Annotated in this window: 14 protein-coding genes; 9 read left to right on the top strand and 5 right to left on the bottom strand. The window is 66.9% G+C overall.

Annotated features, from left to right (window positions below; translation table 11 throughout):
• Window positions 1-69: 69 nt before the first annotated feature.
• The gene (locus PWP93_RS10470) at window positions 70-681 is read right to left on the bottom strand and encodes a glutathione S-transferase C-terminal domain-containing protein (RefSeq protein ID WP_421044438.1); all 612 of its coding nucleotides are present in this window, start codon (window positions 679-681) and stop codon (window positions 70-72) included.
• A gap of 199 nt (window positions 682-880) precedes the next feature.
• Between PWP93_RS10470 and PWP93_RS10475 the strand changes: the two genes are divergently transcribed.
• The 9 genes from PWP93_RS10475 to PWP93_RS10515 all read left to right on the top strand — a co-directional run bounded on the left by PWP93_RS10475 (window position 881) and on the right by PWP93_RS10515 (window position 10544).
• Window positions 881-2377 carry an aminopeptidase P N-terminal domain-containing protein gene (locus PWP93_RS10475; RefSeq protein ID WP_421044439.1) on the top strand — a complete coding sequence of 499 codons (1497 nt, stop codon included), beginning with the start codon at window positions 881-883 and terminating at the stop codon, window positions 2375-2377.
• An 83-nt stretch (window positions 2378-2460) separates the two neighbouring features.
• Window positions 2461-3798, top strand: a complete 1338-nt coding sequence (locus PWP93_RS10480) for a UbiH/UbiF/VisC/COQ6 family ubiquinone biosynthesis hydroxylase (protein WP_421045067.1) — start codon at window positions 2461-2463, stop codon at window positions 3796-3798.
• A 227-nt stretch (window positions 3799-4025) separates the two neighbouring features.
• A complete protein-coding gene (gene dusB / locus PWP93_RS10485) occupies window positions 4026-5090 on the top strand; it encodes a tRNA dihydrouridine synthase DusB (protein WP_421045068.1) in 1065 nt (354 codons plus the stop codon).
• Complete coding sequence (locus PWP93_RS10490) at window positions 5087-5320, top strand: Fis family transcriptional regulator (RefSeq protein ID WP_028216158.1); 234 nt, start codon at window positions 5087-5089, stop codon at window positions 5318-5320. The genes dusB and PWP93_RS10490 overlap by 4 nt, the downstream gene beginning before the upstream one ends.
• A gap of 87 nt (window positions 5321-5407) precedes the next feature.
• Window positions 5408-6973: a bifunctional phosphoribosylaminoimidazolecarboxamide formyltransferase/IMP cyclohydrolase gene (gene purH / locus PWP93_RS10495; RefSeq protein WP_421044440.1), complete on the top strand. Its 1566-nt coding sequence runs from the start codon at window positions 5408-5410 to the stop codon at window positions 6971-6973.
• Window positions 6974-7152: 179 nt separating this feature from the next.
• Window positions 7153-7695, top strand: a complete 543-nt coding sequence (gene ruvC, locus PWP93_RS10500; RefSeq protein ID WP_421044441.1) for a crossover junction endodeoxyribonuclease RuvC — start codon at window positions 7153-7155, stop codon at window positions 7693-7695.
• Between the two features lie 98 nt (window positions 7696-7793).
• On the top strand, window positions 7794-8375 hold the full coding sequence (gene ruvA / locus PWP93_RS10505; protein ID WP_421044442.1) for a Holliday junction branch migration protein RuvA: 582 nt from the start codon (window positions 7794-7796) through the stop codon (window positions 8373-8375).
• Between the two features lie 109 nt (window positions 8376-8484).
• Window positions 8485-9564, top strand: a complete 1080-nt coding sequence (gene ruvB, locus PWP93_RS10510; RefSeq protein WP_421044443.1) for a Holliday junction branch migration DNA helicase RuvB — start codon at window positions 8485-8487, stop codon at window positions 9562-9564.
• Between the two features lie 35 nt (window positions 9565-9599).
• On the top strand, window positions 9600-10544 hold the full coding sequence (locus PWP93_RS10515) for an oxygenase MpaB family protein (protein ID WP_421044444.1): 945 nt from the start codon (window positions 9600-9602) through the stop codon (window positions 10542-10544).
• A gap of 99 nt (window positions 10545-10643) precedes the next feature.
• Here PWP93_RS10515 and PWP93_RS10520 read toward each other — a convergent pair whose 3' ends face one another.
• From PWP93_RS10520 to tyrS, 4 genes are all read right to left on the bottom strand, one after another.
• Entirely contained in the window at window positions 10644-11801 is a 1158-nt protein-coding gene (locus PWP93_RS10520; protein WP_421044445.1) for a branched-chain amino acid ABC transporter substrate-binding protein, read from the bottom strand.
• A gap of 286 nt (window positions 11802-12087) precedes the next feature.
• Window positions 12088-12759, bottom strand: coding sequence for a histidine phosphatase family protein (locus PWP93_RS10525; RefSeq protein WP_421044446.1), 672 nt, complete (start codon window positions 12757-12759; stop codon window positions 12088-12090).
• Window positions 12760-12788: 29 nt separating this feature from the next.
• Entirely contained in the window at window positions 12789-13259 is a 471-nt protein-coding gene (gene dtd / locus PWP93_RS10530; protein WP_421044447.1) for a D-aminoacyl-tRNA deacylase, read from the bottom strand.
• A 34-nt stretch (window positions 13260-13293) separates the two neighbouring features.
• Window positions 13294-14547, bottom strand: coding sequence for a tyrosine--tRNA ligase (gene tyrS / locus PWP93_RS10535; RefSeq protein WP_421044448.1), 1254 nt, complete (start codon window positions 14545-14547; stop codon window positions 13294-13296).
• Between the last annotated feature and the right edge of the window lie 66 nt (window positions 14548-14613).

Raw genomic sequence — 14613 nt, forward strand, 5'->3', positions numbered from 1 at the left:
CCGGATGGTTGCGCGCGCAACGCCATGGCGGCGTGCGCGCGTCCTGCGTAACGAGGTGTTTGACGTGTTTCACGCCTGCGGCACGGTATCGGCGAACGACGGCCGCTGCATGAGCTTGTCGAAATGCCGGGCGAGATTCGGATGCGGCTCGCGCCAGTCGAGCTCCGGCATGCGGAAGTCGAGATAGCCGAGCGCGCAGCCCACCGCGATGTCGGCGAGCGTGTAGCGGTTGCCCGCGCACCACGCATTGCCCGCAAGACCCTTGGCCATCGCGTTCAAGCCCTCGCGAATTTTGCGCTGCTGGCGCGCGACCCATGCCTCGCTGCGCTGCTCGGGCTCGCGCTGCGTGCCTTCCAGGCGGATCAGCACGGCGGCGTCGAGCATGCCGTCGGCGAGCGCCTCCCAGCACCGCACCTCCACGCGCTCGCGCCCGCCCTGCGGAATCAGCTTGCCGACCGGCGAGAGCATGTCGACGTACTCGCAGATCACGCGCGAATCGAACACGGCTTCGCCGTCCTCCATCACGAGACACGGCACCTTGCCGAGCGGGTTGAAATCGTGAATCGCCGTGTCGGCGCCCCACACGTTTTCAAGCACCAGCTTGTAGTCGATTTTCTTTTCGGCGAGCGTGATCCGCGCCTTGCGGACGTACGGGCTGCCGAGCGAACCGATAAGTTTCATCACACCTGCCTTTTCTGGAATCCGGCGAAAGTATACGTTGGAATGCCCTGATTCTGACGGGTCGCCTTCGCTAGCAGCAGATTTCTCCGATCAGCGTTGTCGGCTCGATGCAACAACGCACGCGAGCGGCCCCCGGCGACGCGCGTGCTGCACAGAAGCCACTGCGCAGGCGCAACTACGCAGGCGCTACAATCGCAAGATGGACACGACCCTCACGGAAAGCGCCTCGGCCGCCTCGCGCGCCGCAGCCGATGCGCCGCGCGGCCCCGATGGCGGCGCCGCGCTGTACCGCGCGCGCCGCGAACGCGTGCTCGCCGCGCTGCGCGCCAAAGGCGGCGGCGTGGCGCTGGTGCCCACCGCGCCCGAGGCGCTGCGCAACCGCGACACCGAATATCCGTATCGGCACGACAGCTACTTCTATTACCTCACCGGCTTCACCGAGCCCGAGGCGCTGCTCGTGCTCGACGCGAGCGCGGGCGAGAACCAGCCCGCCACGATCCTGTTCTGCCGCGCGAAGAACGTCGAGCGCGAGACGTGGGAAGGCTTTCGCTTCGGGCCCGACGGCGCGCGCGAGGCATTCGGCTTCGACGCCGCGTTTGCCGTCGACGATATCGACACCCAGGTGCCGCGCCTGATCGCCGATCGCCCGGCGCTCCATTACGCGCTGGCGGCCTCGGACCGCTTCGACGCGCAGGTCAAGCGCTGGATCGACGCCGTGCGCGCGCAGTCGCGCAGCGGCGTTGCCGCGCCGGCTGCCGCGTACGACCTCGTGCCGCTGCTCGACGACATGCGCATCGTCAAGGACGCACACGAGCTCGACACCATGCGCCGCGCCGCGAAAATTTCGGCGCTCGCGCACGTGCGCGCCATGCAGGCGTGCCGCCCCGGCATGCGCGAATACGAGCTCGAAGCCGAGCTGCTCTACACATTCCGCAAGCACGGCGCGCAGGCGCCCGCCTACGGCTCGATCGTCGCGACGGGCGCGAACGCCTGCGTGCTCCACTACCCGGCCGGCAACGCGGTGGTGCGCGAAGGGGACCTGATCCTGATCGACGCCGCCTGCGAGCTGAACGGCTACGCCTCGGACATCACGCGCACCTTTCCCGCGAGCGGGCGCTACACGAGCGCCCAGCGCGAGCTCTACGAGATCGTGCTCGCGGCTCAGCAGGCCGCCATCGACGCCACGCGCGCGGGCGTGAACTTCGAGGCGCCGCACGAGGCCGCCGTGCGCGTGCTCGCGCAAGGGCTGCTCGACACGGGCATCGTGGACAAGCAGCGCTTTGCCAGCGTCGACGACGTGATCGCGGAGCGCGCCTACGCGCGCTTCTATATGCATCGCACCGGGCACTGGCTCGGCATGGATGTGCACGACGCGGGCGACTATCTTGAGCGCGGCGAACGCGACGCGAATGCCGCCTCTGCCAATACCAATACCAATACCAATACCAATATCAATACCCCTGCCGCCGCCGCGCCACCCTGGCGCACGCTGCGGCCCGGCATGACGCTCACGATCGAGCCCGGCCTCTACGTGCGCGCCGCCGAAGACGTGCCCGAGCGCTACTGGGACATCGGCATCCGCATCGAGGACGACGCCATCGTGACCGCCGCCGGCTGCGAGCTGATCACGCGCGACGTGCCCGTGGCCGCCGACGAAATCGAGGCGCTGATGCAGGACGCGCGACGCGGCGCGTGAGCGCACTTAAAATGCCAACGATCTGAAGCGAACGCAGCGACATGAATGCAGCGAACACCCCGGCAGGCGGGGCCACGAGCGGGATGATGAGCGGGACCGCAAGCGCAGCCACGCACGCGCCCAACGAATATGACGTGATCATCGTCGGCGCGGGTCCGGTCGGGCTCGCGCTCGCCGGCTGGCTCGCGCGGCGCAGCGCGACGGCGGCCCTCTCGGTCGCGTTGATCGACGCGCGCGAACCCGACGACAGCGCCGGCGACCCGCGCGCCATCGCGGTCTCGCAGGGCAGCCGCACGCTGCTGCAGGCGCTCGCGTGGCCGCAGGACGCAACGCCGATCGAGCGCATCCACGTCTCGCAGCGCGGCCACTTCGGCCGCACGCTGATCGACCGGCACGACTACGACCTGCCCGCGCTTGGCTATGTCGCGCGCTACGGCGCGATCGTGCAGTCGCTCGCGCAGGCGGTGCGCGGCACGCGCGTGCACTGGCTGCACCACACGCACGCGCACGCACCGGTCGTCGAACACGACGGCGTGACGCTGCCCGTGCAAAGCGCGGGCGTCATGCGCACGCTGCGCGCGTGCATTCTCGTGAACGCGGAAGGCGGGCTCTATCGGGCGCAAACCGCGCACCAGCCGCCGCGCACCGGCACGGACGGTAACGACGAACAAGGCGAAACCGCCGATGCTTCGGGCGAGGCCGGCTCCGCCACCGCCACCGCCACCGCCACCGCCACCGCCACCGCCACCGCCACGGACACGGACACGCGCAAGCGCACCCGCGACTACGGCCAGACCGCGCTGGTCGGCGTGGTGACGGTTTCTTCGCCGCAGCCGCACGTGGCTTGGGAGCGCTTCACGAACGAAGGCCCGATCGCGCTATTGCCGATCGGCGGCGTGCGCGGCGCGGACTACGCGCTCGTGTGGTGCTCGTCGCCGGTCGAGGCCGAGCGCCGTGCCCAGCTTTCCGACGCCGATTTCCTCGCCGCGCTCGGCGCCGCCTTCGGCACGCGGCTGGGGCGCTTCACGCAGATCCATGGCCGCGCGGCGTTCCCACTCGGCCTGAACGCGCTCGACACGCTGGTGAGCGGCAACAACCGCATCGCGGCCGTGGGCAACGCGGCGCAAACGCTGCATCCGGTGGCCGGCCAGGGCCTGAATCTCGGCCTGCGCGATGCCCACGCGCTCGCCGATGCCCTTGCGCAACACAGCGCGACCCCGCATGCGCTCGCCGACTTCGCGGGCCGCCGCGCGTTCGACCGGCGCATGACGATCGGCGCGACGGACATGCTCGCGCGCCTGTTCACCATCGATTTCGCGCCGCTCGCTGCGCTGCGCGGCCTCGCGCTCACGGCGCTCGAGCTCGCGCCGCCGGTGAAGACGGCGCTCGCGCGGCAGATGATGTTCGGGCAGCGGAATTAACAGGACGAATCGGCGCTCACTCTGAAAGGGTCGAATCGCGTTTCATATCAAGGTGTTGCGCCCGAGCCTTGGCCCGTCTGCCAGAACAACACCAGGGTCCACAAGCCGAGACCGCCCATCTCGTTAACGCTAAAATATGCGTTTCCCCTTTTCGAGCCGCCGCCGCGCCGATGCCTTCGACGTTCATCGAAGCCAGCCGGGCGCGCTGCCGCTTTCGTCCGTGCATCATGTTCACAATTGGCCGACACACCCTGCGCAACAACCTGTTCGTCGCCCCCATGGCGGGCGTCACGGACCGGCCGTTCCGCCAGCTGTGCAAGCGGCTGGGCGCGGGCTATGCGGTTTCGGAGATGGTCGCGTCCAACGCGCAGCTCTGGAAGAGCGAAAAGACCATGCGCCGCGCCAATCACGCGGGCGAGGTCGAGCCCATCGCCGTGCAGATCGCCGGCGCGGACCCGGAGATGATGGCCGAAGCGGCGCGCTATAACGTAGCGAACGGCGCGCAGATCATCGACATCAACATGGGCTGCCCGGCCAAGAAGGTCTGCAACGTGGCGGCCGGCTCCGCGCTGCTGCAAAACGAGCCGCTCGTCGCGCGCATCGTGAAGGCCGTGGTGGACGCCGTGGGCATCGGCCCCGACGCCGTGCCCGTCACGCTCAAGATCCGCACGGGCTGGGACCGCGAGCACCGCAACGCGCTCACCATCGCGCGCATTGCGGAGGAAAGCGGCATTTCCATGCTCACCATGCACGGGCGCACGCGCGCCGACCTCTACCACGGCGAAGCCGAGTACGAAACGATTGCCGCAGTGAAGGCCGCCGCGCGCATTCCGGTGGTCGCCAACGGCGACATCACGAAGCCGCAGAAGGCGTGCGACGTGCTCGCCTTCACCGGCGCCGACGCCATCATGATCGGCCGCGCGGCGCAGGGCCGCCCGTGGCTCTTTCGCGAGATCGAGCATTTTCTCGCGACCGGCGAAGTGCTGCCGCCCCCGCGCGTGGACGAGATCCAGGCGATCATGAACGAGCACCTCGAAGACCACTACGCGTTTTATGGCGAATTTACGGGTGTGCGTACTGCGCGCAAGCATATCGGCTGGTACACTCGCGGCCTTTGCGGCGCCAATGCGTTCCGGCATCGCATGAACACGCTGGACACCACGCGCGACCAACTCGCCGCCGTCAACCAGTTCTTCGACGAGCAAAAGGCCGTTTCCGAGCGCCTCGTCTATGTCGACGACGAAACCGGCGCCCACGGCGAGCGCGAACCCACCGATCGACTGGCAGCATGAGCAAGCACAATATCGAACAATCCGTCCGCGAGAGCCTGGGGATTTATTTCCAGGATCTCGACGGCAGCAACCCGCACGACGTCTACGAAATGGTGATGGCGTGCGTCGAAAAACCGATGCTCGAGGTGGTGCTCGAGCAGGCAGGCGGCAACCAGTCGCTGGCCGCCGAGTATCTCGGCATCAACCGCAACACGCTGCGCAAGAAGCTTCAGCAGCACGGCCTGCTGTAACGGCCCCTGCAACAACCGTCATCGCTCCACGGACGGTACTGGACTTCCGGCGCGGACTCCTCGATCCCTCGGCAAATTCTCCCCATCATGATCAAGCAAGCGCTCATCTCCGTTTCCGACAAGGCTGGCATCGTCGATTTCGCGAAATCGCTGTCGGACCTCGGCGTCAAGATCCTGTCGACCGGCGGCACCGCGAAACTGCTCGCGGACGCGGGCCTCAACGTCACCGAAGTGGCTGACTACACTGGCTTTCCGGAAATGCTCGATGGGCGCGTGAAGACGCTGCACCCGAAGGTTCACGGCGGCATTCTCGCGCGCCGCGACCTGCCCGAGCACATGGCCGCGCTCGAAAAGCACGACATCCCGACGATCGACCTGCTGGTGGTGAACCTCTACCCGTTCGTCCAGACGATCTCGAAGGACGAGTGCTCGCTCGAAGACGCGATCGAGAACATCGACATCGGCGGCCCGACCATGCTGCGCTCGGCCGCGAAGAACCATCGCGACGTGACCGTGGTGGTCGATCCCGCCGACTACGCGAAGGTGCTCGAAGAAATGCGCGCGAACGGCAACGCCGTGAGCTACGCCACCAACTTCCGCCTCGCGACCAAGGTGTTCTCGCACACGGCGCAGTACGACGGCGCGATCACGAATTACCTCACGAGCCTCACGAATTCGCTCGAGCACAGGGAGCGCAATACCTATCCGGCCGTGCTGAACCTCGCGTTCGACAAGGTCCAGGACCTGCGCTACGGCGAGAACCCGCACCAGAGCGCCGCGTTCTACCGCGATCTTTCGACGCCGGCCGGCGCGCTCGCGAACTACATGCAGATCCAGGGCAAGGAACTCTCGTACAACAACATCGCCGACTCGGACGCCGCGTGGGAATGCGTGAAGACCTTCGACGCGCCGGCCTGCGTGATCATCAAGCACGCGAATCCGTGCGGCGTGGCCGTGGGCGCGGACGCGCTCGAAGCGTATTCGAAGGCGTTCCAGACCGACCCGACCTCGGCGTTCGGCGGCATCATCGCGTTCAACCGCGAAGTGGACGAAGCTGCGGCGCAGGCAGTCTCGAAGCAGTTCGTCGAAGTACTGATCGCGCCGTCGTTCTCGGCAGCCGCCAAGGCCGTGTTCGCCGCGAAGCAGAACGTGCGCCTGCTCGAGATCGCTTTGGGAGAAGGCCATAACGCATTCGACTTCAAGCGCGTGGGCGGCGGCCTGCTGGTGCAATCGCTCGACGCGAAGAACGTGCAGCCGCACGAGCTGCGCGTGGTGACCAAGCGCCACCCGACGCCGAAGGAAATGGACGATCTGATGTTCGCGTGGCGCGTCGCGAAGTTCGTGAAGTCCAACGCCATCGTGTTCTGCGCCAACGGCATGACGATGGGCGTGGGCGCGGGCCAGATGAGCCGCGTGGACTCGGCACGCATCGCCAGCATCAAGGCCGAGAACGCGGGTCTGAAGCTCGCGGGCACGGCCGTGGCGTCGGATGCGTTCTTCCCGTTCCGTGACGGCCTCGACGTGGTGGTCAACGCGGGCGCGACCTGCGTGATCCAGCCGGGCGGCTCGATGCGCGACGACGAGGTGATCGCCGCCGCCGACGAGCACAACATCGCCATGGTGATGACGGGCATCCGCCACTTCCGTCACTAATCGCCCCGGCGCGCGAGACGCGCCGATACTGCGAGAAGCCCGCCGGACCTCGCGTCCCGCGGGTTTTTCTTTACGCCGCGCCCGGCGTTCCCGCGTGCCGCCAAGGCTCGCGGCCGCTGTGCCGTTCGTTGTACCATCGCAGGCACATCCTCGACACACAGCGCTTTCCCCCGCATTTCATGAGAATTCTCGGCATCGACCCCGGCTTGCGCGTGACCGGCTTCGGCGTGATCGAGCGTCACGGTCACCAGCTCACGTATGTCGCAAGCGGCGTCATCCGCACCGCCGATGCCGATCTGCCCACGCGCCTCGGCACCATCTTCGAAGGCGTCTCCACGCTGATCCGCCAGCACGCGCCCGACCAGGCCGCCATCGAAAAGGTCTTCGTCAACGTCAATCCGCAGTCGACGCTGCTGCTCGGCCAGGCGCGCGGCGCGGCCATCTGCGGGCTCGTCTCGGGTGGCGTGCCGGTGGCCGAATACACCGCGCTGCAACTGAAGCAGGCCGTCGTGGGCTATGGCCGCGCGACCAAGGAGCAGATGCAGCAGATGGTCGTGCGCCTGCTCGCGCTCACGGGCACGCCCGGCACCGATGCCGCCGACGCGCTCGGTATGGCGATCTGCCACGCACATAGCGGCGACACGCTCGCGGCGCTCGGCGGTATCGCGCCCACGCTCGCGAAGAAGGGCGTGCGCGTGCGGCGCGGACGGTTGATCGGCTAAACAACGCCCCTGGCCATCAGGCCAACGTTCAGAGGAAGCGCGCCGCGCAGCAGCGCGCTCCGCTACACTCTGCCCTTTCCCACATCACTGAACTTGCCATGATCGGTCGCATTGCCGGCGTATTGCTGGAAAAGAACCCGCCGCACCTGCTCATCGACTGCAACGGCATCGGCTACGAAGTCGACGTGCCGATGAGCACGTTCTACAACCTGCCCGGGACCGGCGAAAAAGTCGTACTGCTCACGCAGATGATCGTGCGCGACGACGCGCACCTGCTTTACGGCTTCGGCACCGCGCAGGAGCGCGCGACGTTTCGCGAACTGCTCAAGATCACCGGCATCGGCGCGCGCATGGCGCTGGCCGTACTCTCGGGCATGAGCGTGCACGATCTCTCGCAGGCCGTGACGCTGCAGGACTCGGCGCGCCTCACGCGCGTGCCCGGCATCGGCAAGAAAACCGCCGAGCGCCTGCTGCTCGAACTCAAGGGCAAGCTCGGCGCGGATCTGGGCGCGATGGCCGCGGCGGCGTCGCCCTCGGACCACGCGAACGACATCCTCAACGCGCTGCTCGCGCTCGGCTATTCGGAGAAAGAAGCGCTCGCCGCCATCAAGAGCGTGCCGGCCGGCACGGGCGTCTCCGAAGGCATCAAGCTCGCGCTGAAGGTGCTCTCGAAGGCGTGAGGGCCGCGTGATGCCGCATGATGGCTGCGTGATGGCTGCGTGATGATGCTGCCTTGTGGCGGCGCGCGGTGCGTGCGATACGCGTGGTACAGCGCGGTACAATCGCTGCATGATCGAAACCGACAAACTCGCCGCTAGCGGTGGCGCCAGCCCCAGCCGCGTGATCGCCGCCACGCCGGCCTCGTCCAACGAGGAGGCGTTCGAGCGCGCGCTGCGCCCGCGCCAGCTCGACGAATACGTTGGCCAGGAAAAGGTGCGCGGCCAGCTCGAAATATTCATCGAGGCCGCCAAACGCCGTTCTGAACCGCTCGACCACGTGCTGCTGTTCGGGCCGCCGGGCCTCGGCAAGACCACGCTCGCGCACATCATCGCGCGCGAAATGGGTGTCAATCTGCGGCAGACCTCGGGCCCCGTGCTCGAACGCGCGGGCGACCTCGCGGCGCTGCTCACCAACCTCGAAGCCAACGACGTGCTGTTCATCGACGAAATCCACCGGCTCTCGCCGGTCGTCGAGGAAATTCTGTATCCGGCGCTCGAGGACTATCAGATCGACATCATGATCGGCGAAGGGCCGGCCGCGCGCAGCGTGAAGCTCGACCTTCAGCCCTTCACGCTGGTGGGCGCAACCACGCGCGCGGGCATGCTCACGAACCCGCTGCGCGACCGCTTCGGCATCGTCTCGCGGCTCGAGTTCTACAACGCAAGCGAGCTCTCGCGCATCGTGCAGCGCTCGTCGGCGCTGCTCGGCGCGCATATTCATCCTGACGGCGCGCTTGAAATCGCGCGCCGCTCGCGCGGCACGCCGCGTATCGCCAACCGCCTGCTGCGCCGCGTGCGCGATTACGCCGAAGTGAAGGCCGACGGCACGATCACCGCGCAAGTGGCCGACGCCGCGCTCAAGATGCTCGACGTCGATCCTGTGGGCTTCGACCTGATGGACCGCAAGCTGCTCGAAGCGATCCTGCACAAGTTCGACGGCGGCCCGGTGGGCGTGGACAATCTGGCGGCCGCCATTGGCGAAGAGCGCGACACGATCGAGGACGTGCTGGAACCGTACCTGATCCAGCAAGGCTTCCTGCAGCGCACGCCGCGCGGACGTGTGGCCACCCAGCTCACCTACCGGCACTTCGGCCTCGTCGTGCCCGACGACGCATCGACGGGCGGCGACTGGAGCCCGGACGCGTCGTAAGGCGCGGCAAGGCGCACAGCGCGAACGAGAGCACGATGTCCGATCACGCCGGCCGTCCCCCCAACGCTCCCGAACCGACTGGCCTCGTCGGCCAGATCGCGCGGCGCCTGCGCATGACGCTCGCCGAAAACGTCACGCATCTCACCACGGGCAGCGGCCCGAAGCTCGACTACTCGTCGCCCCCCGGCGACCCGGGTCTGTTCGGCCCGAACGCCATCTGCTGGAAAGTGCATGCCGACTTCGCCGCGATGATGGCGGGCGGCATCAGCGCCCTGCTGCTGCAAGCGCTGCACCCGCTCGCGCTCGCGGGCGTGTGGGACCACTCGACGTTTCGCAGCGACATTCTCGGCCGGCTGCGCCGCACCGCGACCTTTATCGCCGGCACCACCTACGGCAGCCGCGCCGATGCGCTCGCGCTCATCGAGCGCGTGAAGACCATTCACCTCGCGGTGACGGGCACCGCACCCGATGGCCGCGCGTATCGCGCAAGCGACCCCGCGCTGCTCACGTGGGTGCATGTGGCCGAGGTATCGAGCTTTCTGGCCGCCTATTTGCGCTACGTGAATCCCGCGCTGCCTGGCGAGGCGCAGGATCAGTACTACTCGGAAGTCGCGCTCATCGCACAGTTGCTGGGCGCGACCGAAGTGCCGCGCTCGCGCGCTGAAGTCGCGGCCTATCTGCAAGCGATGCAGCCCGAGCTCGTCGCCAGCGAGCGCACGCGCGAAGTCGTGCGCGTGCTGATGGAAGTGCCGGTGCCGCGCCCGGCGATGCGCCCCGCAGGCGCGTTGCTGCGTAATGCGGGCATCGACCTCCTGCCGCCGTTCGCCCAGCAGATGCTCGGCTTCGACCGCTTCGCGCTCGCCCGCCGCGCGATGGTGCAGCCGGGCATGCGCGCGGTCGCGCCCATGCTGCGCTGGGCGCTTGTCAATGGCGTCTCGAAACGCGCGCGCCGGCGCGCAGCCGCGCCACCAGCGCCCTGAATCTCTCCTCGTTGTGCTCGCCATGAAAAAACGGCCAGGCTGCTTGCGCAGGCTGGCCGCTTCATCGGAAACCTCATCCGGTCGAGGACCGGACGTTGCTTACATCTTCACCACGTCGAGCAGCGACTTCTTGCCCGCCTTGTAGTTGTAGAGCGAAATCACGCCGTGCTTGAGGTCGCCCTTCGAATCGAACACTGTCTCGCCGATCACACCCTTGTAGTCGGTGCCCGGGATCTGCGCGAGGACCTTCGCGGGATCGGTCGAGTTCGCGCGCTTCATTGCGTCGACGACGATGTACACCGCGTCGTAGGTGAACGGCGCATCGTATTCGACCGCGTGGCCAAAGCGCTTCTGGTATTTCGCCGAGAACGCCGCTCCGCCTTCCATGCGCTCGAGCGCCATGCCCGCTTGCGAGCAGACGATGTTGTCGGAAGCCGAGCCCGCGAGTTGCGCGAGGCTTTCCGTGCACACGCCGTCGCCGGCCAGCACCTTCGCGCGCAGGCCAAGCTGGCGTGCCTGCTTGGCGAACGGGCCGCCGGTGGCGTCCATGCCGCCGTACATGATCGCGTCGGGATTCTCACCCTTGATCTTGGTGAGAATCGCGCGGAAATCGACGGCCTTGTCGTTGGTCGCATCGTGCGAGACGACCCTCATGCCGAGCGACTTCGCGGTCTTCTCGAACTCGTTCGCGAGGCCCTGGCCGTAGGCGGTCGAATCGTCGACCACGGCCACCGTCTTCACGTTCAGGCTTTTCGCGGCGTAGTTGGCCAGCGCGGGACCTTGCTGCGCGTCGGTCGCAACCACGCGATAGGTGGTCTTGAAGCCCTGCTGCGTGTAGGTCGGGTTCGTCGACGAGGGCGAGATCTGCACGATGCCCGCGTCGCTATAGATCTTCGAGGCGGGAATCGACGCGCCCGAATTCAGGTGGCCGATCACAGCCACGACCTTGTCGTCGACGAGCTTCTGCGCGACCTGGGTCGCCTGGCGCGGGTCGGCGCCGTCGTCCTGGCCGTCGAGCGCGAGCGTGACCTTCTGGCCGCCGATCGTGAGGCCCTTGGCGTTGATCTCTTCGATGGCGAGACGCGCGCCGTTTTCGTTGTCCTTGCCGAGGTGCGCCGAGCCGCCCGTGAGCGGGCCGACATGACCGATCTTGACGACCTGGTCAGCGGAAGCGTTGGCCGACGCAGTGGCCAAACTCGCCGCGAACGCCACGACAGCGGCGCTCACCGGCAACAGCTTGTGAAGCTTGAACGTCATTAAGAATCTCCTGCGGTTGTTCTTGAAACTGCGCTTCGTTTTTTCGTCTGCAAACCTGGCCTTGCCAACACCGCATGCACGGGGTGCGCGCATCCCTCTTCAACGCACGGCAAAGCGCAATGGTCTGGCAAATGGTATCAGGCGCTCCCGCTTTGCGGTTGGCCTTTGGAAAGCAATTGAAAGCAACAGGTAAGAGACTTGACGTCCGCAGCGGGCGCTGCACGCGCGAAATGCGCCGGTCGAGCGACGAGCGGCGCGGCGAACCTCTTGGGGCTCAGCGGTTCGCTCAGGAGGAACGCTTGAAGCTGTCGTCGTCGCTTGGGCTCGGCAGATGCATGACGTCGCCCCACGCGAGCACGCGCGCTTGCGTCGCCGCGCCGTCGCGCTCGAAATCGACGACGTTCACGCTCGTGTTCAAGAGCGGCCACGCGCGCGGCGCGTCGAGCGCGAGACCGTTCGCGAAACGATAGATGCAATCGAGCACGCCGCCATGCGCGACGCAGGCGATGCGCCCCCCGGTGTGCTTCGCGAGGATCGGCTCGAGCGCGTGCAGCACGCGGTGGTAGAACACGCGTTGCGACTCGCCCTCGGGCGGCGAGAAACCGGGGTCGCGGGTTTGCCAGTGTGCGTATTCGTCGGGAAAGCGCTCGGCGATCTGGTCGCTGTCATGGCCCTGGAACGCGCCGTAGTTGCGCTCGCGCAGGCCTTCGGTGAGCTGGAGCGTCAGTCCGAGCGCATCGGCGACCGGCTGGGCCGTTTGTTGCGCGCGCATCAGGTCGCTCGACCAGATCGCGTCGAGGCGCACGCCCGCGCACGCCTCGTTCGCACAACGCGCGGCGAGCAATTGGGCCTGCTCGATGCCGCTCTCGGCGAGCGGGATATCGATGTGCCCCTGAATGCGCTTGATGCGGTTCCAGGCTGTTTCGCCGTGGCGGATAAAGAGGATCTGCGTGGTCATGATGAATTGCGCACTTTCAATTGCGCGCTTTAATTGCGCACTTGCAGCCAGAACGTAACGGGCCCGTCATTGACGAGCGAAACCTGCATGTCGGCGCCGAACTCGCCGGTCTCGACCGTGGGGTGCTTTGCGCGCGCGGCGGCAACGAAGTAGTCGAATAGACGCCGCCCCTCGTCGGGCGGCGCGGCGGGCGTGAAGCTCGGGCGCAGGCCGCTGTTGGTATCGGCGGCGAGGGTGAACTGCGAGACCAGCAGGAGGCCGCCCGCCGCACCGTTGCCGTCGATGTTCTGCACCGGCAGATTCATCTTGCCCGCGGCGTCGCTGAACACGCGGTAGCCCAGCAGTTTCGCGAGCAGCTTGTCGGCGTTTGCTTCAGTGTCGCCGCGCTCCGCGCAAACCAGCGCGAGCAGGCCCTGGCCGATCGCGCCGGTCACGCGCTCCGCAGGGCCATCGGCGACGCGGACTTCGGCGCGGCGCACGCGTTGAATCAGCGCAATCATCGCGTGCGCTCCACGTCCAGAACGCGAATCGTCATCACGCGGTCAGCGTCACGCGCGCGAAGCGGCGCTTGCCCACCTGCACGACGAACTCGCCCGCGTCGACCTTCAGGCCCTTGTCGGACACGGTGGCGCCATCGATCTTCACGCCGCCCTGCTCGATGTTGCGCAGCGCCTCGCTCGTGGACGGCACGAGCCCCGCCTGCTTGAGCAGCTGGCCAATGGCGAGCGGCGCGCCCGCGAGCGTGACCGACGGGATATCGTCGGGCACGCCGCCCTTCGCGCGGTGGTTGAAGTCTTCGAGCGCGCGCTCGGCGTCGGCCTGCGAGTGAAAGCGCGCAACGATTTCCTGCGCGAGCAGCACCTTGAAGTCGCGCGGGTTGCGGCCCGCTTCGATCTCGCTCTTGAAGCCTTCGATTTCGTCCATCGGACGGAACGAGAGCAGCGTGAAGTAACGCCACATCAGCGTGTCCGAGATGCTCATGAGCTTGCCGAACATGTCGTTGGGCTTCTCGCTGATGCCGACGTAGTTGTTCTTCGACTTCGACATCTTCTCGACGCCGTCGAGGCCTTCGAGCAGCGGCATCGTCAAAATGCACTGCTGCTCCTGACCGTACTGCTTCTGCAATTCGCGGCCGACGAGCAGGTTGAACTTCTGGTCCGTGCCGCCGAGCTCCAGATCCGCATTGAGCGCGACCGAGTCGTAGCCCTGCATCAGCGGATAGAGGAATTCGTGGATCGAGATGGGCACGCCGCTCTGGAAGCGCTTGGTGAAGTCCTCGCGCTCGAGAATGCGCGCGACCGTGTAGCGCGACGCGAGCTTGATCATGCCGTCGGCGCCGAGCGGCATCGACCATTCGCTGTTGTAGCGGATCTCGGTTTTTTCGCGGTCGAGCACGAGCGCGGCCTGCTCGAAGTACGTTTTCGCGTTCGACTCGATCTGCTCGCGCGTGAGCGGCGGACGCGTGGCGTTGCGCCCCGACGGGTCGCCGATCAGCGAGGTGAAGTCGCCGATCAGGAAGATCACGGTGTGGCCGAGATCCTGAAGCTGGCGCATCTTGTTGAGCACGACCGTGTGACCGATGTGGATGTCGGGCGCAGTCGGATCGAGACCGAGCTTGATGCGCAGCGGCTTGCCCGTGGCGGCGCTGCGGGCAAGCTTCTGCTGGAATTCTTCTTCGATCAGCAGTTCGTCGACGCCGCGTTTGGTGACGGCGAGCGCGTGACGGACTTCGTCAGTGACCGGAAAGGCGTCTTTGGCGCCGCTGTTAGGAGTGGACTCGGTGCTCATGCTTCGATCGTTTCGTTGGGTTTAGACCGGGATTTTACGTGATTCGCGCGACAAGGCGGCTTACGC

It is taken from the genome of Paraburkholderia sp. A1RI-2L, assembly GCF_048957375.1.
In the GTDB taxonomy this organism is placed as follows: domain Bacteria; phylum Pseudomonadota; class Gammaproteobacteria; order Burkholderiales; family Burkholderiaceae; genus Paraburkholderia.